This window comes from Limnohabitans sp. 2KL-51 (assembly GCF_003063645.1).
GTDB lineage: Bacteria > Pseudomonadota > Gammaproteobacteria > Burkholderiales > Burkholderiaceae_C > Limnohabitans_A.
This window is the reverse complement of record NZ_NESJ01000016.1, coordinates 87918-110184: the sequence shown is the minus strand read 5'-3', so window position 1 is coordinate 110184 and position 22267 is coordinate 87918. Positions and strand designations below refer to the sequence as shown.

Below are 22267 nucleotides of genomic sequence, written 5' to 3'. Positions count from 1 at the left end.
CACGTAGATATCGTTAAACTGTTTCATGACCTGCCTCCTGAGTTATGGCACTGGGTTGATAAAGGTTTCGCACCCATCAACTTAACCCACGTTTGTCAGGTGGGCAGGTCATCCATCATGTCTACAAAAAGCAATCCCTTGCATGTCGTTCAAAACTTCAAGGGGTCGGATCAATCAGAGAAGCGCCTTCACGGATCGACACCTTCACATGGTGCTCAGACGATGGCGCGTCAAACCCCGGCCACCGCTGATCACTCAGGCCAAGCTGCCGCAACGCCATCCTGGACGCGATGGATCAAGGCCCAGCCAGAGACACGCTGACCGAGGCAGACGAAGCACTGGTGCCTGCGCTGTTGCTGGCGCTGACCATGCAGTTGTATGAAGCACCTCGGGTCAGCCCCGTGACTGTGACAGGGCTGCTGACAGACTCGCCGAACCAAAGAACAACAGGGCTGGTGGCCGACGTGCCGAAGGGCCCCTCACCGGCTTGGGTGCAGGTGGCTTTGTAGCTGGTGATGGGAGCACCACCGTCAGATGCGGGTGGCGTGAAGGCCATGCGGACACTGGCGCTTTCACGGTCTGGCGTAGCTGCGCCTATGGTCGGCGCACCAGGAACAGTCACGGCTGCAGGACCGGAACCACCACAGGCGGACAAACCAAACACCACACAACTTGCGCAAATGACTTGAGCGCCACGAAGAAAATTTTGAAAGATCATGAAAACCCTGACTTTTATCCCACACACACTATCAAAAAGTACCCATGGAATTCTAAATAGGATTTAATTTTATTGAAGTTCTAAATTGTTACGAAATCGGTCACAGCACGTCTTTGGCCCTTGACCCACACAGCCACGTGCCTACCCCCCGCGCTGGACAGGCCTTACTACAACACGGCGCACCGGCCCGTCCGGTCAAGGAACAACCCTTGCTGTGGATGAAAAATCTGCGGCTGCACAAATGAAGGTGCCAAGCGGCTAAAAGACGAGCCTTCATGGTCCGATACCTTCACGTGGTGCACACACGATGGCGCGTCAGACCCCAGCCAAATCGCGCAGCGCTTGCGGGTTGGGCAGGCCTAACACCCTGCCGCCGCCGCTGATGAGCTGGCGTTCGCGCAAATGGCGCAGCACCCGCGAAAACGTTTCTGGGGCGATGCCCAGATGTGCGGCGATAGTGCGTTTGCGCTCGGTCAGTTTCACGGCCAAGCCACCAAAAAGCTCGTCGGGTTGGGCATGTCGCAAGAGCCATTCAGCGCATCGCGCATCAGCGTCTTTGGCCACTCGACTGACCGCCAGCTCGCTTTGTTGGCGCTGCGAACGCGCCATGTCCATGAGCAGGTTCTGTGAGGCCTCAGGCAAAGAGTGAACATTGGCCACGAAATCAGGCACGCTCACGTACTGCACATGCACCTCGGTCTCGGCCACCGCATCAACCGCGTGCGGCAAGCCCAGCAGGCCCGATGCGGCCTCCAGCCAGCAGGGCCCTTGCACCACACCCAGCTGGTGCGCCATGTGGCCATCCGCCAGCACCCCCAGCACCACGCGCCCCTGCATGACGTGCACGATGCGGTCTACGGCGTCACCTCGGTGCAGCAACACAGTGCCTGCCAACACGGGGGCTGCGGGCTCGGAGAGAGGGGGCAAAGAGGTATCCAACATGGTGGAGCCGAATGTGCCAGAGCAGGCAGCACCTGGCTTTGACGCACATCAAATCAGCCGTTCAACGAACCAAATGCCGCCTGCGCCAGCCGCGACCACCAAACACAGCTGGCGAATTTTGGTGGGTTGCCAGACCTGCAAATACCGCATCACCAACCAAGCCAAGCTGCCCAAGACACCCGCCACCGCCGCTTGCGCCAATTCAATGCCGAAATTAAAACCCAGCAAACTCCAAAAACGGTGTGCGGTGTCAAGACCAATGGCTTGCAAACTCGAGGCCAAGCCCAAACCATGCACCAAGGCGCTGGCCCACACCAACACCAAACGCAAGGTCATGCCCATCACACGACCGTGTTGCAGCAACCAGATTTCTGCCGCAGCCATGCCCATGACCGTCAAAGCGATGCCAGGCTCAACCCAAGCCGTGCCAAAGGGCAACTGCCCCATCAAACCCCAAGCCAAAGTCAAAGCATGTCCAAAGGTGAAAGCACTCAAAATGGCCAAGATTTGCCGCCAATTGCCACCGCCAAGCAACACCACTGCCAAAAACAGCAAATGGTCCCACCCCATCAGGATGTGCAGGACACCCAATACGGTGTAGTCCCAAGTCACTTCCCCTGGGTTTGGAAACAAGGTCCGTTCGGGCCGCTCGGGCGTCAAGACCATCAACTGCTTATGTGCCCCTTGCGTGACAGCAATACTCAATTGCCGCTCGGCCTCGGACTGGCCAAACAAACCCGCACGAAAAGCCATGTTGTGCACAGGGGTCACATCAATGGACTCCACAGGCTGGGCCAATTTGAAGCGCACCAACACCACCAAATGGTTCACTCCGTGCGCTACCAAGTCATCGGTTGGGGTAGGCGCCAAGGTGATGCCATCGATGGGTCTGGGACCCTGGGCGTCACGCAAACGCAACTCAGCCCGCAACTGCAGATGAAGACGGGCTTCATGTGCTGTCAACTCTTGGTTAGACAAAGCCCCATCACCATCGTCGTCAATGCCACTGAAAGCCGATACTGGCAAAGAAACCACCAGATACGCGCCGTCGCCCTGCAAATTGAGTGTGCCTTTTTGCGCGACCATCAAATGGGCTTGTGCGCTGGAACAAAAAATCCCAAACGCTACAGCCAGCCAGCGTGCACTTCGCCACACCAAGCTCATGAGTGGTCCAGACGGTGGCACGCCAGCGGCCCAGTCCGCATCATGGGGACGAGTTGGCCCAAGCTGCAGGCGTGCCTTTCACGCAACGCTGGATGAAGGGGTAGCTTTTGGTGATGTAGTAATGGTAGATGCCCGCTGGAAACTCGGGCGTCACACCCGTGCGGCCGTTGCACTCGTCCAGATCACCCAAACCCGCCACATACTCCCAATCTTGCTGAAAGTGTCCCATGGCGAACAAACTGGTCGAGGGACGGCCGGTGTCTGGCGTGACCTTGGTGCGAAAGCTGCCTTTCATCTCTTTGAGTACAGAGCTGGCGCTGTTGGCTGTGCTGTAACCCACGTTGGCATAGATCGGGAAACCATCGGCCGCCCAACCGACCAATGTCATGCTGTTGGCGCTGGCGGCATTGAGTTTGGGGATCAAATGGGTGGGCATGCCGTGGTAGTGGTACTGGCCATTGGGCTGGACGTGGGCATTGTTTTCATCGGTGCCAAAGTCAAACTTCCAAGGGCTCACGGCCGGGTCGCCCATGGCCTCCATGCGCCAAGCGCCATTACCCCCGGCGTAGTTGCAGCCCGATGTGACGGAGCTGGCCGTGTTGGTGCAGGTGCCTGCGGTGGCGGGGTCCATCTTCACGCTGTTGATTGCAAAACCGGGTAATTTGACCGCGGTGCTGCTGGTCTTGGCCACGGGGGTCAAAGTCACGCTGCCCGTCACCGCCAGTGCCGACACCCGGGTGGCAAAGTTGCCACCGGTCACCACATGGTTGGGCACCCCGTTGCCGGCCAAATTGCGCATCGCGCTGTCACAAGTCCAGCTGTAATTGAACGCCAAGTTGTCGTTGACAAGCGTGGCGAGGCCACCCGGCACCGCATTGTTGTACGACAAAGTCTGCGTGCCACTGTTCAAGACACTGCACAACACGCCTGCCGTGCCGGTGGCCACGGTTCCCGCGTTGGGCGTCACGCTCACGGCAGCTGAAGACAGCCCCACACCCGCGCTGTTGGTGGCGCTGAGGCTGCAGCTGTAAGTCATGCCATTGGTCAAACCCGTCACCACCACAGGGCTGGCCGTGGCCGTGGCGCTGACGCGAAGGCTGCCCGCAACGCAAGTCGCGCTGTAGCCAGTGATGCTGGCGCCGCCATTCGAAGAAGGTGCACTGAACGATAGACTCGCACTGGCATTGCCCGGCGTGACCGTTCCCACGATGGGCATCCCCGGCAACGTCGCAGTGGTCGTGCTGTCGCTGCTGCCACCGCCCCCACCACAGGCCAGCAAACTGGAAGAAATCAACAACCAAAGGCCGTACTGGACAAAATATTGCTGACGAAATTGATCAGTCATATAGTTGCTTTAAAACTATTAATACAAATTTTTTTGCATTTAAGGACCCAAATTATGATGGGTATTCAAAAGAATTTTCCACAAAGAAATGTAAAGCTTGACCGTTCTCCAGCGGCACCGCTCACAGCACAAGGATGCCCCGAAAATCGTTCACATTGGTATGCGTGGGCCCAGTGATGACCATGTCGCCCAGCGGCTCAAAAAAACCATAAGCGTCGTTGCGCTGCAGATGATCGGCCACTTTGTGTCCCAGCGCGGCAGCACGCGCCAGCGTGTCGGGGGCCACTTGCGCCCCGGCGTTGTCTTCAATACCATCGATGCCATCGGTGTCGGCGGCCAGTGCCCACACGCCGCTCTGGCCTTGCAGGGCCTCTGCCAAGCCCATGCAAAACTCCCCCGCTCGCCCACCGCGCCCTTGGGGTGTGCCTGCAGGCTGCTGTTTGATGGTCACCGTGGTTTCACCGCCGCTCAAAATCACGCAGGGCTTGGTGAAAGGCCCCAGGCCCTTGGCCGCCGCACGCGCCAGCGCCGCATGCACCTTGGCCACCTCGCGCGACTCACCTTCGATCTCGTCGCTCAGGATGTAGGCGTTCAGCCCCATCTCACGCGCTGCAGCGGCTGCGGCCTCGAGCGACTGCTGGGGCGTGGCAATCATGTGCACGCTGTGGCCCGCAAACACGGGAGAGCCAGGTTTGGGTGTTTCCCATGCGCCCGACTGCAAGGCCTGCAGCAGCGAATCGGGCACGTTGATGGCGTGCCGTTTGAGAATGGCCAACGCATCGGCGCAGGTGCTGGCATCGGGCACGGTGGGGCCACTGGCAATGATGGACGGGTCGTCCCCCGGCACATCGCTGATGGTGAGCGTGACCACCCGCGCCGGGCTGCATGCCGCCGCCAGTCGCCCGCCCTTGATGCGCGAGAGGTGTTTGCGCAGGCAGTTCATCTCGGCAATATTCGCCCCGCTGGCGAGCAGTTGGCGGTTGATGTCTTGTTTGAGCTGCAAATCGATGCCGTCAGCAGGAAAGGTCAGCAGCGACGAACCGCCCCCCGAGATCAGGCACAGCACCAGGTCGTCGGCTGTCAGGCCTTTGGTGAGTTCCAGAATGCGCTCGGCCGCTTTCAGTCCTGCCGCATCGGGCACAGGGTGGGCTGCCTCGACCACCTCAATGCGCTCGGGCAAACCCGCCGGACGAGGCGGCGTGTGGCCATAGCGCGTGACCACCAGGCCCGACAGCGGGGCCTCTGCTGGCCACAAAGCCTCCACGGCTTGTGCCATCGCGCCACCCGCCTTGCCAGCGCCCAACACGAGGGTGCGACCCTTGGCAGGATCTGGCGGGTTGGGCAAATGGGCGGCGGTATTGTGCAGGGGCAATGCGCGCTGCACGGCCACGTCGTAGAGGTGGCGCAGCACGGTTTGTGGATCGGTCATGTTCAGACAGTCTCGGGCATAAGAACAGGCTCAAAGGATAAAGGCATTTCAGCTCACCACCCGACCAAGACAAAAGGGTGCACCAACCCCAAGGCCAATGCACCCTTTTGTGGATTGCCCGGGAACGTCAATCGGCGTAGACCCCTGCCGACTTGATGATCGGTGCCCACTTGGACACCTCAGACAAAACGAAGGCTTTGTGTCCAGCTGGATCGTTGCGCGCGTCGTTGATGACGGTGGCGCCCCCTGCATCTTGCTTGCGGATGAAGTCGGGGTCTTTGACGGCCACTTTCAGGGCGTCATTGAGCTTTTTCAGCACCGCAGCAGGTGTGCCCTTGGGGGCGTACAGGCCTTGCCAAATGGTGACGCTGAAATCCTTGAGCCCAGCTTCTTGCATTGTGGGGTTGTCCTTGAGCACGGGTGAGCTCAAACGCGTGGGCGTGGTCACGGCAAATGATTTGACTTTTTTACCTTCAATCTGCGGGATCGTGGTGGTGGTCTGGTCACACATCAAATCCACCTGGCCGCCGATCAGGTCGGTCATGGCGGGGGCCGTGCCTTTGTAGGGCACCGAGGTCATGTCCACCTTGAGGGTGGACTGGAACAACATGCCGCACAGGTGCGATGCCGAGCCTGGTCCGGCATTGGCAATGTTGATCTTTCCCTTGTTGGCATTGATCCAGCTCACCAACTCGGTCATATTGTTGGCCGGCAAACTGGGGCGGCCAATCAGGTTCATCGGGTTCTCGCTGACCAGGCCGATGTACTCAAAGTCTTTTTCCACGTTGTAGGGCAAGTTGCGGAAAAAAGTGGGCAAGGTGGCTTGCGCAATGTGCGTGAACAAGAGGGTGTAACCATCGGCACCGGCCTTGGCCACCTTGTTGGCACCAATAGACCCGGATGCGCCTGCCGAGTTGTCGATCACGATGCTGTGCCCGCCCATGGCCTTGCTCATGGCTTGCGCCAAGTCGCGCGCGGCTTTGTCGGTTGGGCCGCCAGGGGCGTAGGGCAAGACGAAGGTGATGGTCTTGTTGGCTACAGGGTAGTCCTGTGCAAAAGCGTTCACAGACGCCAGCAATGCGCAGGCGATGGCAACGGGAAGAAACTTGGAGCGCATGTTCAAACCTTTCAAGGCGAGGGGGTCAGGAAATCATTGAATTGGAAAATGGACCAACTGCATCCAATGGGCATCATCGCCTCAAGCCAAGGCCTTGCATACCGCCTGAGTGACATCGACGGTTAGGGCTTTCCCGCCCAAGTCGCCGGTGTGCAAGGCCGGGTTGGCCGTCACGCTTTCGATCACGGCCATCAAGCGCTGGGCCGCAGCAGGTTCGCCAATGTGCTCCAGCAGCATGACCACCGACCAAAAAGTGCCCACCGGGTTGGCCAAGCCCTTGCCCATGATGTCAAAGGCCGAGCCGTGGATGGGCTCGAACATGCTGGGGTAACGGCGCTCGGGGTCGATGTTGCCGGTGGGTGCAATGCCCAAGCTGCCCGCCAGCGCGGCCGCCAAATCGCTCAAGATGTCGGCATGCAAGTTGGTGGCAACGAGGGTGTCCAGGCTCGCTGGGCGGTTGACCATGCGGGCCGTGGCCGCATCGACCAATTCCTTGTCCCATTTCACATCGGGGAACTCTTTGGAAATCTGCAGCGCGATCTCGTCCCACATCACCATGGCGTGGCGCTGGGCATTGCTCTTGGTCACCACCGTGAGCAGCTTGCGCGGCCGCGACTGCGCCAGTTTGAAGGCGTAGCGCAAAATGCGCTCAACGCCTGCGCGGGTCATGATGGACACGTCGGTGGCCGCCTCGATCGGGTGACCCTGGTGCACACGGCCACCTACGCCCGAGTATTCGCCTTCGGAGTTTTCACGCACGATGACCCAGTCCAGGTCTTGGGGCGTGCAGCGCTTGAGTGGCGCATCGATGCCGGGCAGGATGCGGGTGGGGCGCACGTTGGCATACTGGTCAAAGCCCTGGCAAATTTTCAGGCGCAGGCCCCACAACGTGATGTGGTCGGGGATGTGCGGGTCACCCGCTGAGCCAAACAAAATCGCATCCTTGTTGCGCAGCGCGTCCAGGCCATCGGCCGGCATCATCACGCCGTGCTTGCGGTAGTAGTCGCCGTCCCAGCCAAAGTTTTCAAATTCAAAGGCAAAAGTGCCACAAGCCTTGGCCAGAACCTCCATCACTTGCTGGCCTGCGGGAATGACTTCTTTGCCAATGCCGTCTCCGGGGATGGTGGCGATGCGGTAGGTTTTCATGGAGGGTCGCGTTCTGAGGTGAAAAGGGATAGTGACATTGTGCGGCGCTCGCATCTCAATAAAAACCCTAAAATTTAAACCATTGTTAACCTGAGATCAACAATGGAACCACGCCTGCAAGCCGCCGATCTGGGCTTTTTTTCTGCACTGGCCATGGCGGGCAGCCTGAGCGCCGCCGCGCGTGAGCTGAGCATCACCACGGCCGCAGTGAGCAAGCGCCTGTCGCAAATGGAGTCGCGCTTGGGCGTGCCCCTGGTCAACCGCACCACGCGCCGCATGAGCCTGACGGTGGAAGGCGAAACCATGCTGCGCCACGCCCGCAGCATCCTGGCTGAAATGGCCGATCTGGAAGAACAGCTCGGCGCCAGCCGCTCCACGCCCAGCGGCTTGCTTCGAGTGAACGCCACCCTGGGCTTTGGCCGCAGCCACATCGGCCCGCTGATCAGCCGCTTTGCACAGCAGTACCCGCAGGTCGATGTGCAATTGCAACTCTCGGTCGACCCGCCCTCGCTGAGTGACGATGCCTTTGATGTGTGCATCCGCTTTGGCCCACCGCCCGACGCCCGGGTGATCGCCCGCAAGATCGCGAGCAACCAGCGCCTGCTGTGCGCATCACCCGCCTACATCGCACGCCACGGCGAACCCAAAACCACGGCCGACTTGGCGCGGCACAATTTCATCAGCATCCGCCAAGGCGGCGAGGCCTATGGCGTGATCAAGCTCACGCGTGGGCGCGCCGGCAAAACCGAAACCCTCAAGACTCGCGGTAACCTGACCACCAACGACGGCGGCATCGCCGTGCAATGGGCGCTGGACGGGCACGGCATCCTGATGCGCGCCGAATGGGACATCCGCCCCCACTTGGCCCAAGGCCAGCTGGTGCAATTGCTGCTGCAGTTCCGCACCCCCGACGCCGATATTTATGCCGTCTACCCAGCCCAGCACAAATCGACTGCGCGGGTCCGGGCCTTTGTGGAATTTGTGGCTGAGGCGTTCAAAGGAACCGAAGCCCCCGGAATCTGATGGCTCCTTCGAGGGCGCTCGCCCCTTATGGGCGCTTCATGAGCGCATCGGCCATCGCTGCAAAAGCGGGCAAGGTGAATGGATCGTTGGCATTGCCTGAGGCGATGGGATGCGAGCCAAAACGTGCAATCACCATTTCCGCTTTGGGATCGATGTAAAGCGACTGCACAGGGATACCACGTGCCATGTAAGCGCCGTGGCTGTTGTGCGAAATCCACCACATGTTGCGGTACGACCAACCCTTTAACCAAGGGTAGCCCGCTTGTGCGAACTGCTCGGGGCTGGCACCCTTGGCGATATCGGCCACCACCGCTTGTGGCACCACTTGTTGCGAACCCACTCGGCCGTTGTTGCGCATCATTTCGCCAACCTCGGACATGAGCTTCCGGCTCTACTGACTGAAGCCATCGCAAGCCAAACCCTCAATGCCGCAAGTCACTGCGGCTTTTGGCCTGATTGACTTTTTCTCAGCCGCAAACTGCAAGAATTTTTCTACTGATATATTCTGTAAATGAATTTTAAAAAAGATTGAAATGACACTCCTCAAGCTCTTTGTCACAAGCCTTCTGACCTGTTTTTTGATGGGGCTGGCCCAAGCCCAGCCCACGGTAGGTTCAAGGTTTGAAAAAGTATTGCCACTGGGGTCGGGTGCAAGCGTTCCCTTGCCCGAAGGTCAATGGCAGGCCACGGCGGTAACACAAACGGTAACTCCCAATCAAGTCAACAAATTTAACGTGACAGTTTTAAAAAATTTAGACCTGCGTTCGCCCTATGCCGCACTGGTGATCAGAGCCTCATACACACCTGCGCGATGGCCTAACACAATTTGTGATCGTCCAAAAGAAATTGAGAATTCATTTTTAGTCAACCGACATGGCACGATCAACAGTCAACTCCTTAACAAATGCTCACGCTTTACAAGCGTTGACGATGGCCTTGAACTCTGGATCGGTAGACAGAAAAATCAAAACAGTTGGTATTGGCCTTCCGATGTGATGTCGGGTTTAGGCTCTATTCAAACAATCAAAACAAGAAACTTCATACAAGCCGAATTTACTATTAACCAATTTGAAGGCTTCTCGCTGCGCTATAACGTATTCATGCTTCCACCTGCAGGTATTTCCAGTGTCAAATTCAGCAGCGATTACAAAGCAGGGCGCATTTCTTCCGAGCATCAATTGCTCGAGGGCTGGGCCAATATTTTGATGGAGTCTTTGCAACAGTCCTTCTTCAATAAAAAACCACAGCCGATTTTGGCTCTGAACTACAAAACGGATGTATCCAGCGCCACTGTAGCTTCAGTAAACCCACCAACTTTGCCACCCATAGAGAATGTCGAAAGCTTGGAAGCTGAAAAATTACGCGATGCACGAACTCAGGAAATCCTGCGTGAACTCGCAAACCCTCGAATCACTTCAGCATCCGCACCCAAGCCACCGTCTGCGCCATCCGCTGCCATTTCCCCGTCCTTGCCACCGCCCAGCAGCCCAAGCGCCCAAGAGCGAGAAACCAGAGAGCTCAAAGCCCAACTTGACCAAATGCGGGAGATGTTGAGCAAGCTGCAAGCTGCCAATGCGGCATCTGCAGCAGCGGCCACCAACAAACCGTCGGAAACACCCTTGGCTGCTGCGCCAAAACCCATGGCGAAGCCTGTTTTTGCCAACCGCAAAGCGCTCATCATTGGCAACGACTTGTACACCGATGTGCCTAAACTCCAAAACGCAGCAGCAGATGCCGAGGCCATGTCCAAAGCGCTGGAGGGCGTGGGTTTCAAAGTGTCCAAACACTTGAACCTGAATGAGAAAGCTTTTAAACAAGCCTTGCGCGACTTCCGTCTGAATATCCAAGGCGGCGATGAAGTGCTGTTCTTCTTTGCCGGACACGGCGTACAACTGGGATCGGCCAACTATTTGCTCCCCACCGACATCAAGGGTGACCATGAAGAACAAGTCAAGGACGAAGCCATTCAGTTGCAAAAAGTTCTGGACGATCTGCAAGAAAAGAAAACCAAGTTTGCCTTGGCGGTGATTGATGCCTGCCGAGACAACCCTTTCAAAGGCCAAAGCCGCGCCATTGGTGGCCGTGGCCTGGCACCCACGTCAGCCGCCACGGGTCAGATGATCATGTTCTCTGCAGGTTCAGGCCAGCAGGCTTTGGACAAACTCGGAACCAACGACAAAAACAAAAATGGTTTGTTCACGCGCATCTTCCTGAAAGAAATGATCAAGCCCGGGGTCTCTGTTGACCGTGTGCTGCGCAATGTGCGCAACGAAGTCGTGACCCTGGCCAAGGGTGTCGGGCATGAACAGACGCCGGCCCTGTACGACCAAGCCGTGGGCGAATTTTTCTTCGTTCCTTGACGTTCCACTGGCACTAAGGGCTCAAAGAGCTGAGTTAACCTTCCCTCAAAAGACCACCGTCAAGTGACTCTCTCCTTGGGTGACAACACCCACTCAGTTGAGGCTTTCAAATGAAGCTTGAACCCATGTGGATTAATGAAAAGTTCTACTTCACCAAGTGTCAATGAATCCGTTACCCAATTGCCCCTTGAGAATTGTGGTGCTATCGAGTCCGCGTACAAGCCAACTTCGGGTATCAAAGGGGTCAATCACAGCATCAATTTCTAGTGTCTGCGCCATGTTGACGGCTTTGCCCTCAGCATAACGGTCCGCCAGTAATTGATTGAACAACGCATCCCGCGCCGGTCCTTCCGGTTGAGCTTCGAGCTCTTTGCGAAAACCCAAACGCACAGAGCCTTCCAGACCCATTGGTCCGAACTCTCCCGTTGGCCATGAGATCGTAAAGACAGGCGCGTCAAATCCTCCAGCCGTCATAGCTTGTGCGCCCAGTCCGTAGCCCTTACGCAAAATTACGGCAAAGAATGGCACCGCTAATTTGGCAGCAGTGACAAACATGCGACTGGTGTGCCTAACTTGTGCTTGAGCTTCGATGTGTGGACCAACCATGAAACCAGGGGTGTCGGTGAGTGACAACAATGGGATGCCATGCGTATTGCAGAGTTGCATGAAACGACTTGCCTTATCGGCCGCGTCTACATCAATGGCACCCCCAAGGTGCATAGGGTTGTTTGCCATGACGCCGATTGATCGACCTTCAATGCGTCCGAGGGCGGTCACTATACCCACACCATATGCTTGCCGCAGTTCCAGGACAGAGTCTTCATCGCATAGCGTATGAATGACAGTTTGAATATCGTAAACGCGCAGGCGGTTCTCGGGTACTGCAAATCGCAGTTTTCGCTGATCGTCGCAGCGCCAAACAGATAGACGGCCTTGAAAATACGACAGGTATTGCTTGGCTTTGGTTACGGCTTGAACTTCGTCTTCAACCAGCAAATCAATCACGCCGTTACGCGACTGCACATCACTGGGGCCGATTTCTTCTGGCGTAAAACGACCTAAACCGCCCCCCTCTATCATGGCAGGCCCACCCATGCCAATGTTGCTGGCTCGTGTGGCAATAATCACATCGCTGCATCCGAGCAATGCTGCATTGCCGGCAAAGCACCTGCCATGTGCAATGCCCAATACCGGCACCTGACCTGAGAGGGCTGCATATTGGCTGAAGGTGTGGTTGTTCAAACCCGCGACAACAGGTTTGTCGACATCACCGGGGCGGCCGCCGCCGCCTTCGGAAAAAAGCACCACAGGGAGTTTTAGCTTCAGTGCAAGACCCAGCATGCGGTCTGTTTTTTGATGATTACGGGAACCTTGCGTCCCTGCTAATACGGTGTAGTCATAAGCCATCACCACGCATCGCGACTTTTCTGCGCCGTATGCATTGCAATTGATCGTACCGACTCCTGTAATCATGCCGTCGGCTGGTGTGTTGGAAATGAGGTCATCCAAACTGCGCCTGCGAGTTTGAGCGGCAATGGCAAGCGAACCATATTCCATGAAGCTGCCTTCATCGCACAGTTGCGCTATGTTTTCACGAGCTGTCCGCCCTCCTTGTGCATGACGTTTATCAACAGCTTGGGTACGGTTTTTGTCCCATAAAAATGCGTGTCGATCTTGAACACTCTTTAAATCATCGCGCAGGGTATTCAAATCCTGAGTATCTTCAGGTGCAGCATCTTCGATGTCAACATCTGCAGGCTCCAGCACAACAAGAATCTCTTCAGCTGCAACATAAGCCCCGGTCATTGCAACCACCTTACCAACTCGGCCAGAGGAGGTCGCAAGCACCACATGTTCCATCTTCATCGCTTCTACGATGGCTACAGGAGCACCTTTTGGGACCACGTCACCGGCATTAACAAGCACCTGTATCAATTTTGCCGCCATAGGTGAACGCACACCCCATTGATGGTCTTGAAGGGAAACAGCATCAGGCAAGTGCTCGTCAGATACGGCCTCCGGTAACGAAACGTGGCTTTGAAGTGCCAATTCATTGGCGCGGCCAACGATCTCGTTCAGGTGCTCCTCAATGAATCGCGTGTGGACATCCTGGGTTGCAAATTCCGGCATCTCGACCAGCGCTTGCAATACGTAAAGGTTGGTTTTAACGCCCACCAAACGGCATTCTTTCAGGGCCCTGGTGGCGCGTTTTGCGGCTTGAGCAAAAGTACCTGATTTATTTATGACGATTAATTTCGCAAGCAAGGTGTCAAAGTATGGCGATGGTGTCGCCCCCGTGAAACCATGGGTGTCAACCCGAAGGCCCATGCCTGAGGGCAAATCAAATCGAGAAAGCGTGCCACTGGAAGACTGCGTTTGGCCATCGGCGAGCAGCGTTTCTGCGCAGATTCGCAATTGGATCGCGTAGCCATTTTGAGTTGGTGGATGTTCAGGATCAAGTCCCATATCGGCCAACTGCATGCCAGCAGCTACCTGAATTTGCAATTGCACTAAATCCAAACCCGTCACCTCCTCGGTCACGGTGTGCTCCACTTGTAACCGTGGATTGGCTTCGATGAAAACCCAAGGTAACTCGCTCGATTGTGTGTCGACCAAAAATTCAAATGTGCCGAGGCTGCGATAGTGACAGTGGCGCGCCATTTTCAATGCTGCTTGAGTAAGTGCTTTTCGCAACTCAGCACTAATGCTGGGGCTGGGCGCAATTTCAATCACTTTTTGAAAACGCTTTTGTAAGCTGCATTCCCGATCACCCAAACTCATGACGGTTTCGCCATCAGCCAAGACTTGAATTTCAACATGTCGTGCGCGCACCATCAATCGCTCGACATAGACTCCTTCAACACCAAAGGCCGACCGGGCTTCAGAGACGCAACGGGCATAGGCTTCGGGGAGATCTTGTAATTGAAATACAGCGCGCATGCCCCGCCCTCCCCCGCCGCCAATGGCTTTGATCATCACTCCAGCGCCATTTTGCGAGTGGAAAAAGGCTTGCGCCTGCGCCAGGCTCACGGATTGATCGATACCGGGCATCAAGGGAACATCACAGGCCAAAGCCAATTGCCTCGCTGCGGCTTTGTCACCGAATAACTTTAAATGTGACGCATCCGGTCCAATGAATGTAATGCCCGCTTCCACGCAGGCTTGCGCGAAATCGGCACGTTCGCTCAAAAATCCATAGCCCGGGTGTATCGCATCACACTGCTGTTCCTTCGCAACAGCAAGGATCTTTGCTGAGTTAAGGTAAGCACCAGGACCGGTTTCTTCAAGGCTCACCGCTGCGTCAGCCAGTTGACCATGCAGTGCTTGTGCATCGTCTAGCGACAACACGGCCACACTCCGGATGTCCAGGTCATGTGCTGCACGGATCAGGCGTACAGCGATTTCACCCCGGTTAGCAATCAAGATTTTTTTGAACATCAACTTAATCTTTCAGCATTCGGCGCAAAACTTTGCCAGAACCCGTTGCAGGTAAAGCTGCAATAAATTGAACATGCCGTGGCACTTTATAAAGCGCCATGTTGTCGCGCGACCACGCGATCAAGGTGGCTGCATCTAGCTGCTCACCGGGCTTAAGCACAATGAAAGCGCTGACCACTTCACCTTTTTGATCATCTTCCGCGCCAATCACTGCGGCTTGGGCTACAGCGGGATGCTTGATCAAAATGGCTTCAACTTCTTCGGGAAAAACGCTGTAGCCAGAGACCTTGATCATTTCCTTGAAGCGGCCAATGAAGGTCAAATAACCTTGTGCATCGATTTTGCCCATGTCGCCTGTATAGACCCATCCCTCTTTGAGAGTCTTGGCGGTGGCCTCGGGTTTGTTCCAGTAACCCTTGAAAACCCCTTTGCTACGCAAAATAATTTCCCCCATTTCCCCTGCTGATTTTTTCTCACCCGTATCAGGGTCAATGATGCAAATCTCATTGCCTTCAATTGGAACTCCATGGGTTCCCCAGCGGATGGCGTCATCTGGCATGTAGGTGTCCATGGTATGGGTTTCACTTAACCCGTAGGAGGCTTCCATCGACACACAGTTGGGGGTAAAGCTCTTCCATTGCTGGGCCAAGGACTCGGTGTAAATAATTCCGAAACTCGTCACCGAGTTTTGACGCAGACTGCTCAAATCAAAAGAGCGAGCATTGGGGACAGCCATGACTGCCACGTTCATTGGCGCAATGCTGTACCACCAGCTGACTTTATGGCGCTCAATCGCTTGTAAAACAGTCAAAGGATCAAAACGGTACATAAGCACCGTGGTGGCACCGGAATAGATGGGAATGTTGACGCCCATCAGCATTCCAGCTATGTGGTACAGCGGGGCAATCGACAAAATCATGTCGCCATCATGGATATTCTTGGTGCTCACCGAAGCATGTGTTTTGAAAAGTGCATTGCGATAGGTCAGCATGGCGCCTTTGGGCAATCCCGTCGTACCTGATGTATAGGTCATCAAAGCTACGTCGTTGTCCATGTCGATCTCCACGACAGGTGCGTTGACGCTTCTGTGCATGACGTCCAAGAAATCTTCCACACCTTGTGGCAATTGCTTGTCGCTGTTCTGCAAAGCTTTGAGGTCTGCGGGCAGATCGATACTCGGTGAAGCAGGTAAGAGGTCTTGATACCGAACCCCAAACACATGCGTTATGGCTGTTTTTTGCCTGACGTTGTCAACAATTTTCAACAAGTCTTTAGCTGCCACAATGACCCGAGCCTGCAAGTCGCTCAATTGGTATTCAAGTTCATGTTCTTTGTTCAGCGGACCGCAGGGGCAGACAATCGCTCCCAGTTTTTGGATGCCGTAATGCGCTATGACGTACTGTGGGCAATTGTTCATAAACAAAGCCACTGGTTCGCCTTTTTGGACACCAATCTCCTTAAGCCGTGCCGCAAATGCATCGCTGGCCTGGTCCACTTGGGCAAATGTGACTGGGGCACCGTACCAAAGATAGGCCGCTTTATTTGGCGTGGCACGTGCGTGTGCTCTGAGGTATTCGTGCAAGGGAGCGTCGAGTTGAATGGCTTTGTGCATGGTGTCTCCTACCGGGTTTTTACTTAGAAGTTTTCTGGAAAGATGCCTTGCCAATATATACCAAGGGGTAGAAGATTACTACCACTCAGTAGTAATCATGAACAAGACCACCTTTCCAGATGCCCCTCCAGGGTTGCGCAGTCCGCCTTTCAAGGGCGATGCCCGATCGGATCTAAAGCGCGAGCGCATCTTGCGGGTGGCCGAGGCCTTGTTTTCAAAACAAGGCTATGCCAACACCACCATGTCACAGATCGTCGACAAATTAGGTGTCAGCAAGCCATTCGTCTATTACTACTTTCACAACAAGCAAGATATTTTTGAAACCCTGTCCTGGCGTCCAACTGTCGAGTGCTTTTCAGCGCTGGAGTTCGATGAGGACGCCGCTTTGCCAGCCCACTTGCGTGTCAGCAAAGGCTTGGAGCGGTTGATCCGTGCAACGATAGTTAACTACCCCAGTGCCTTTTTTCCTTACCGTGAACCACAGGTTTACCGACCCGAATACCGTGCCGCACAAAAAAAAATGGCACGGCATTTCTATGCACGTTTGTGTGCCTTGATGGAGCAAGGCCGACAAGAGGGAATGTTGGAGTTCGATGAGACCAAAATCACGGCTTTGGCTGCTGGCAGCTTGCCAGGTTTTTTGTTTTATTGGTATCGACCGCATGGAAGATTGAGTTCAGAAGCGATGGTGACTGAATTAACCAAATTGTCTTGCCGCGTCATCGGCTTACGCATCCGTAAAAAAACATCCAAAAAGGCGTAATCACAATGACTTGGCAAAGCAATGTTGACGAGCTCGCGCAAAGACAATCGCACGCAAGAGAAATGGGCGGGGCGGAAAAAATAGCACGTCACCGTGCGGCCGGCAAACAGACAGTACGCGAGCGTATTGACGGTTTACTGGATGCAGGATCTTTTCGAGAAATTGGATCCATCACTGGCAATGCACATTACGGACCCGATGGGATCTATGCGGGTACAGCAGCATCCAATTTTCTGTTTGGAAGGGGCAAAATCCAAGGCCGACCTGTGGCGGTAGCAGCAGACGATTTCACGGTCCGAGGTGGCGCATCAGACGGTGCCTCCATGGATAAAATTGTGGCCTCAGAGCAAATGGCCTATGAGTTGCGTTTACCGTTGATTAGGCTGATTGATGGTTCTGGCGGCTCAATCAGGACCCTTGAGAAACTGGGCCGCACTTATGTGCCCGCCAACCCTGCGTGGGATTGGGTAGCATTGAACCTCACCACCATTCCTGTAGTGTCGCTGGTGCTGGGTTCTGTGGCGGGATTTGCATCGGCCCGTGCGGTGGCTAGCCATTACTCGTTGATGGTTCGCGGTACGTCACACATGTTCATTGCAGGCCCTCCGGTGGTTGCCCGCACCGGTCAAACTTTCACCAAAGACGAATTGGGGTCTGCCGATTTGCATGCCAAAGCAGGCGCTATAGATGATGTCGTGGACAGCGAGCAAGAAGCCTTGGCGCGTGCTGCACGATTTTTATCTTATCTGCCTTCGTCGGTCGATGACTTGCCACCGATTTGTCCATCGAGCGATCCAACTGATCGGCGCGAGGAGCGATTGATCAGCATCGTTCCGACAGACCGGCGTAAAGTTTACAAAATGCGTGAAATCTTGTCAGATGTATTGGACAAGGAAAGCTTTTTTGAGTGGGGTAGACATTACGGGCGCTCTGCAATCACCGGCTTTGCCAGACTGGAGGGTCGGACTGTCGCTGTATTGGCAAGCGACCCTTACATCTACGGGGGTGCCTGGACAGCAGAGACCGCACAAAAAATCATACGTTTTGTCGATTTGGCCGAAACCTTCCATTTGCCGGTGGTCCATTTTGTCGACATTCCGGGTTTTCTGATTGGAATCGACGCTGAGCGCGCCGCTACGATCCGTCACGGCACCCGCGCACTGAGTGCGATTTACCAAGCTACGGTGCCTTGGTGTTCAGTCATCGTGCGCAAAGCTTTTGGTGTGGCTGGTGCAGCACACAGCAATGCCTCCCGTTTCAGATTTCGCTATGCGTGGCCATCAGGCGATTGGGGCTCGATTCCACCGGAGGGCGGAGTCGAGGCTGCGTACCGTAGTGAAATTGCTGCGGCAAAGGATCCGGATGAAATGATTCGTGAGATTACAGCGCGTCTGGAGGCGATTCGCTCTCCCTTCCGAACGGCAGAGGCTTTTGGCGTGGAAGAAATTATCGATCCTCGACAGACTCGGACCTTCTTGTGTGAATTTTCACAACTGGCTTACCGGTTGATCAAGCCTCAGCCCAGCCGAGTGCAATACAGGCCTTAATTTGCAGTCCTTCAATAACCCCATGACCCCGATTGATTCAATTACCCCTCTCACCAGCACACCTCCTTTGTTGGAAGTAAAAAAGCTGTCGATTGCGTTTCGAACACGCAATGGGGTTCTTCCTGTGACGAACGAGGTGTCGTTTTCAATAGGCAAAGCCGAGCGTTTGGGTTTGGTGGGCGAGAGTGGCTGCGGTAAAACAGTCACAGGGCTGGCGCTCATGCGCTTACTTGACCCAACCGTGGCAGTGGTCACGGGTGAAATTTGGTTGAATGGACGCAATATTTTGGCCTTGCCGGAGCACGAAATGCGCTCGTTGCGAGGCCGTGAGCTGGCCATGATTTTCCAAGAACCCATGAGCGCATTGGATCCTGTGTTCACCGTGGGGGATCAAATAAGTGACGCGTTTCGCGCACACTTTCCCCAACGATCAAAAGAAGCCAAGGAAAGAACCCTGGCATTGCTCGCACAGGTGGGCATTGCGGCTCCACAGGCACGTTACAACGATTACCCTCATCAAATGTCTGGCGGCATGAGGCAACGCATCATGATCGCCATGGCACTGATTTGTGAACCACATTTGATCATTGCGGATGAACCGACCACCGCTTTGGATGTCACTGTACAGGCCCAAATCATGGAGCTCATGCGTGAGTTAAGTGATCGGACCGGCACCTCCTTGTTGTTCATCACACACGATTTGGGCGTCGTGGCTGAAACCTGTCAGCGCATGGTAACCATGTATGCCGGGCAAGTGGTGGAGGATGCCCCAGTAGACAGTGCCTTACTCACACCATTGCATCCATACACCTCTGGATTGTTGCGCTCCTTGCCGCGCTTTGCGAAGAGACGTGAGCCGTTAGGCTCAATTCCAGGACGTGTTCCGGCACCCCAAGACATGATCGAAGGCTGTCGCTTTAAACCTCGCTGCGCATCTGCAACCTTCAACTGCGAAAATGAACAAGTCCTTGAGAATGTGGTCGGTAGTCAACGTAAAGTGCGCTGCGTTCGTGCCAGTGAATTAAGCTTACCAGGAGTGCAAGTCGCATGACCGCAACTCCTCAAAAATCGGTGCTGCAGGTTGCTGATCTGCATATTCATTTTCCAACTGGACGTCATGGACAAACGGTCAAAGCTGTTAATGGAATTTCATTTCAGGTACGCGAAGGCGAGACTTTTGGCGTGATTGGCGAGTCTGGTTCGGGTAAAACCACTTTAGGCCGTGCACTCGTGTCATTGGTTAGACCAACTTCTGGAAAAATTTTGCAAGATGGGGTTGACCCAAGCCAATTGAATCGTCGAGCTTTACAAACTCATCGGCGACAATTTCAGATCATTTTCCAGGATCCCAATTCTGCATTGAATCCACGAATGAAGGTGATCGATGCCGTCATGGAGCCGTTAGTGGCCATTGGTCGTCGCGATTACTTGGCCATGGAAAAAATAGCCCTCGATGCTTTGGCCCGTGTTGGCCTGACGGCAGAGCAGGCAAGGCGCTATCCTCACCAGTTTTCTGGTGGACAAAAGCAACGCATCGTCATTGCGCGGGCCTTGACACTGCAGCCCCGAGTCTTGGTTTGCGATGAGGTAGTTGCAGCACTGGATGTGTCTATTCGCGGTGAAGTGCTGAATTTATTTGCGCAATTGCAAAAAGAATTTGGGCTGACCTATGTATTCATCACCCATGATTTATCAGTTGTTTCGCATATCAGTGACCGCATTGCGGTGATGTACCTAGGCTGCATGATGGAGTTGGGCAGCGCCCAGTCCATGGCAGAACACCCCTTGCATCCTTACACGCAAGCGTTATTGTCTGCTGAGCCCTTGCCTTTGCCTTCACACATGCGTCAGGATCGGCGGATTATTCTCAAGGGGGAGATCCCAAGTCCGATGAATCCCCCTGCAGGCTGCCCTTTTAGCACCCGCTGTCCTCACGTACAAAGTATTTGCGAAACTGAGAAACCCGCTTGGCGCGAAATGGAACCCGATCACTGGGTGGCTTGTCATTTGACGCAATCCCCCAGCGTGGGCAACGCTTAAAAATTTCATTGACACACTTTAACCCTGAAGGAGACCTCGAATGAAAACTCAAGTTGATTCCAAATTGAATGTCCGCCAAACGCTTTTACAGCGTCGACAGACGCTTGCCATGTTTGCAGGTTCTGCAGCCATTGGCCTGGTCGGCATGCCTGCCTGGGCGCAGGAAGCGAAAAAAAAAGGAGGCATTCTCAAAGTAGCCGCCTTGACCAATCCCTCAAGCTTGGACCCGGCAACAGGTGGTGCTGGCACAGACCATGTGTTTTTATGGACTCTCTTCGACACTTTGGTGGAATGGGATTACGCCACCCTGCGAACTAAACCTGGCTTAGCGGACTGGAGTTTTCCGGATCCCAAGACGATGCTGCTTACGATCAAACCGGGCATCAATTTTCACGATGGCACACCTTGTGATGCCCAAGCAGTGAAGTTTAATTTGGACCGAAACCGTCAGGATGCGCGTTCCAACCTCAAGGCAGATCTGGCCAGCATTACTGCTGTGGATGTTGTGGGCGCCTTGCAAGTCAAACTAACACTCAAGGCACCAGATGTAGTTCTTCCCGCCGTGCTCTCAGATCGCGCAGGCATGATGGTCTCACCCAAAGCGGTCAAAGAGTTAGGCAATGATCACGACCGTAAACCAGTCGGTGCAGGCCCATGGAAATTTGTCAGATGGGAAGACAACCAACGCGTCGTTGTCACACGCAATGAAAACTATTGGAAATCGGGTGAGCCCTATGCCGACGGCATTGAAATATCTGTCATTACAGATCAGGCCACTGCATTGCGCTCTGTAACTGCTGGTCAAAATGACATGGTTTACGCCCTGTCAGCAAGGTATAAGCCCTTGATTGAAAGAGCCAGAAACATTACGTTGGTAACGGCACCTACCCTGTATTGCATTCAGATTTACTTCAATTTCGGCCGCGCCCCGCTTAACAATCTCAAGGTTCGTCAAGCCATCAACTGCGCAATTGACCGTAATGCATTCATCAATGCGGGCATGGGTGGCGTCGGCGAAATGGCCGCCATGCAACTGCCCACATCGCATTGGGCTTATGAGAAATCACTGGCAGACCTGTACAAGTTCGACCCAGAGCGTTCACGTAAATTGTTATCGGAGTCGGGTCTAAGCAATATCGAACTGTCTTTTGGCGGCTACAACGACCAAGACAATATGCGTCGCAATGAAATCATCATGGAGCAGTTGGGTAAGGTGGGCATCAAGGCCAAATTCACAACCGGAACCATTCCTGATATTTCAGGTCAATTCTTTGGCGCTGAGAAAAAATTTGACGCTTTGCTTTCTGCCTGGACTGGTCGGCCAGATCCGAGCATGTCCTATGCGCTGATGTACGGCAAGGAGGCCTACTTTAACGCTGGCCGTGCCGAGGTTTCGCCCGATCTGGCCGCTCTGCTTCAAGAGTCGCGCGAGAAATCATCTATCGAAGAGCGCAAAATTTCATTGAGCAAGATCCAACGCATTTTGGTGGAAGGGGCTTTTTCTGCACCACTTGCCTTCCAATTCGAAATTGCGGCGACTGGGGCACGGGTGAAAGGCTTCAGGCCGAATTTGTTGGGCAAGCCCAAGTTCAATGACGTGTCTTTGGGTTAAGTCTTAAGAGT

Annotated in this window: 17 protein-coding genes and 1 pseudogene; 8 read left to right on the top strand and 10 right to left on the bottom strand. The window is 54.9% G+C overall.

Annotated elements, in window-relative coordinates; genetic code table 11:
* On the top strand, positions 1-321 hold a 321-nt coding region (locus B9Z49_RS22275), incomplete at its 5' end, for a hypothetical protein (protein WP_233254674.1).
* Here B9Z49_RS22275 and B9Z49_RS16715 read toward each other — a convergent pair.
* From B9Z49_RS16715 to B9Z49_RS16685, 7 genes are all read right to left on the bottom strand, one after another.
* Positions 296-718, bottom strand: coding sequence for a fibronectin type III domain-containing protein (locus tag B9Z49_RS16715; RefSeq protein ID WP_108354564.1), 423 nt, complete (start codon positions 716-718; stop codon positions 296-298). The genes B9Z49_RS22275 and B9Z49_RS16715 overlap by 26 nt on opposite strands.
* A 315-nt stretch (positions 719-1033) precedes the next feature.
* Entirely contained in the window at positions 1034-1660 is a 627-nt protein-coding gene (locus B9Z49_RS16710) for a Crp/Fnr family transcriptional regulator (protein WP_108354563.1), read from the bottom strand.
* A gap of 48 nt (positions 1661-1708) precedes the next feature.
* Positions 1709-2824 carry a HupE/UreJ family protein gene (locus tag B9Z49_RS16705; protein WP_108354562.1) on the bottom strand — a complete coding sequence of 372 codons (1116 nt, stop codon included), beginning with the start codon at positions 2822-2824 and terminating at the stop codon, positions 1709-1711.
* 40 nt (positions 2825-2864) lie between these two features.
* On the bottom strand, positions 2865-4169 hold the full coding sequence (locus B9Z49_RS16700) for a YHYH protein (RefSeq protein WP_108354561.1): 1305 nt from the start codon (positions 4167-4169) through the stop codon (positions 2865-2867).
* A 121-nt stretch (positions 4170-4290) separates the two neighbouring features.
* Complete coding sequence (locus tag B9Z49_RS16695; protein ID WP_108354560.1) at positions 4291-5598, bottom strand: glycerate kinase; 1308 nt, start codon at positions 5596-5598, stop codon at positions 4291-4293.
* A 127-nt stretch (positions 5599-5725) separates the two neighbouring features.
* Positions 5726-6715, bottom strand: coding sequence for a tripartite tricarboxylate transporter substrate binding protein (locus B9Z49_RS16690; protein ID WP_108354579.1), 990 nt, complete (start codon positions 6713-6715; stop codon positions 5726-5728).
* A gap of 81 nt (positions 6716-6796) precedes the next feature.
* On the bottom strand, positions 6797-7861 hold the full coding sequence (locus B9Z49_RS16685) for a tartrate dehydrogenase (RefSeq protein ID WP_108354559.1): 1065 nt from the start codon (positions 7859-7861) through the stop codon (positions 6797-6799).
* Positions 7862-7963: 102 nt separating this feature from the next.
* Between B9Z49_RS16685 and B9Z49_RS16680 the strand changes: the two genes are divergently transcribed.
* Positions 7964-8884 carry a LysR substrate-binding domain-containing protein gene (locus B9Z49_RS16680; RefSeq protein WP_108354558.1) on the top strand — a complete coding sequence of 307 codons (921 nt, stop codon included), beginning with the start codon at positions 7964-7966 and terminating at the stop codon, positions 8882-8884.
* A gap of 25 nt (positions 8885-8909) precedes the next feature.
* On the opposite strand, the pseudogene B9Z49_RS16675 reads toward B9Z49_RS16680, so the two are convergent.
* A pseudogene (locus B9Z49_RS16675) lies at positions 8910-9263 on the bottom strand (6-aminohexanoate hydrolase); the annotation flags it as partial.
* A gap of 154 nt (positions 9264-9417) precedes the next feature.
* Here B9Z49_RS16675 and B9Z49_RS16670 point away from each other — a divergent pair.
* On the top strand, positions 9418-11244 hold the full coding sequence (locus B9Z49_RS16670; protein WP_108354556.1) for a caspase family protein: 1827 nt from the start codon (positions 9418-9420) through the stop codon (positions 11242-11244).
* A gap of 150 nt (positions 11245-11394) precedes the next feature.
* On the opposite strand, the gene B9Z49_RS16665 is transcribed toward B9Z49_RS16670, so the two are convergent.
* The gene (locus B9Z49_RS16665) at positions 11395-14682 is read right to left on the bottom strand and encodes a carboxyl transferase domain-containing protein (RefSeq protein ID WP_108354555.1); all 3288 of its coding nucleotides are present in this window, start codon (positions 14680-14682) and stop codon (positions 11395-11397) included.
* Positions 14683-14686: 4 nt separating this feature from the next.
* Entirely contained in the window at positions 14687-16294 is a 1608-nt protein-coding gene (locus B9Z49_RS16660) for an AMP-binding protein (protein WP_108354554.1), read from the bottom strand.
* Between B9Z49_RS16660 and B9Z49_RS16655 the strand changes: the two genes are divergently transcribed.
* From B9Z49_RS16655 to B9Z49_RS16635, 5 genes are read left to right on the top strand one after another with little or no spacing between them, the layout of a single operon-like run.
* On the top strand, positions 16293-17057 hold the full coding sequence (locus B9Z49_RS16655; protein WP_233254673.1) for a TetR/AcrR family transcriptional regulator: 765 nt from the start codon (positions 16293-16295) through the stop codon (positions 17055-17057). The two genes, B9Z49_RS16660 and B9Z49_RS16655, sit on opposite strands and share 2 nt — an antisense overlap.
* 5 nt (positions 17058-17062) lie before the next feature.
* Positions 17063-18604, top strand: coding sequence for an acyl-CoA carboxylase subunit beta (locus B9Z49_RS16650; RefSeq protein WP_108354552.1), 1542 nt, complete (start codon positions 17063-17065; stop codon positions 18602-18604).
* Between the two features lie 22 nt (positions 18605-18626).
* Complete coding sequence (locus B9Z49_RS16645; RefSeq protein ID WP_108354551.1) at positions 18627-19655, top strand: ABC transporter ATP-binding protein; 1029 nt, start codon at positions 18627-18629, stop codon at positions 19653-19655.
* Positions 19652-20644 (top strand): ABC transporter ATP-binding protein, encoded by a 993-nt coding sequence (locus tag B9Z49_RS16640; RefSeq protein WP_108354550.1) that lies wholly within the window; start codon positions 19652-19654, stop codon positions 20642-20644. The genes B9Z49_RS16645 and B9Z49_RS16640 overlap by 4 nt, the downstream gene beginning before the upstream one ends.
* Positions 20645-20684: 40 nt before the next feature.
* Complete coding sequence (locus tag B9Z49_RS16635; protein WP_108354549.1) at positions 20685-22256, top strand: ABC transporter substrate-binding protein; 1572 nt, start codon at positions 20685-20687, stop codon at positions 22254-22256.
* Positions 22257-22267: the final 11 nt, after the last annotated feature.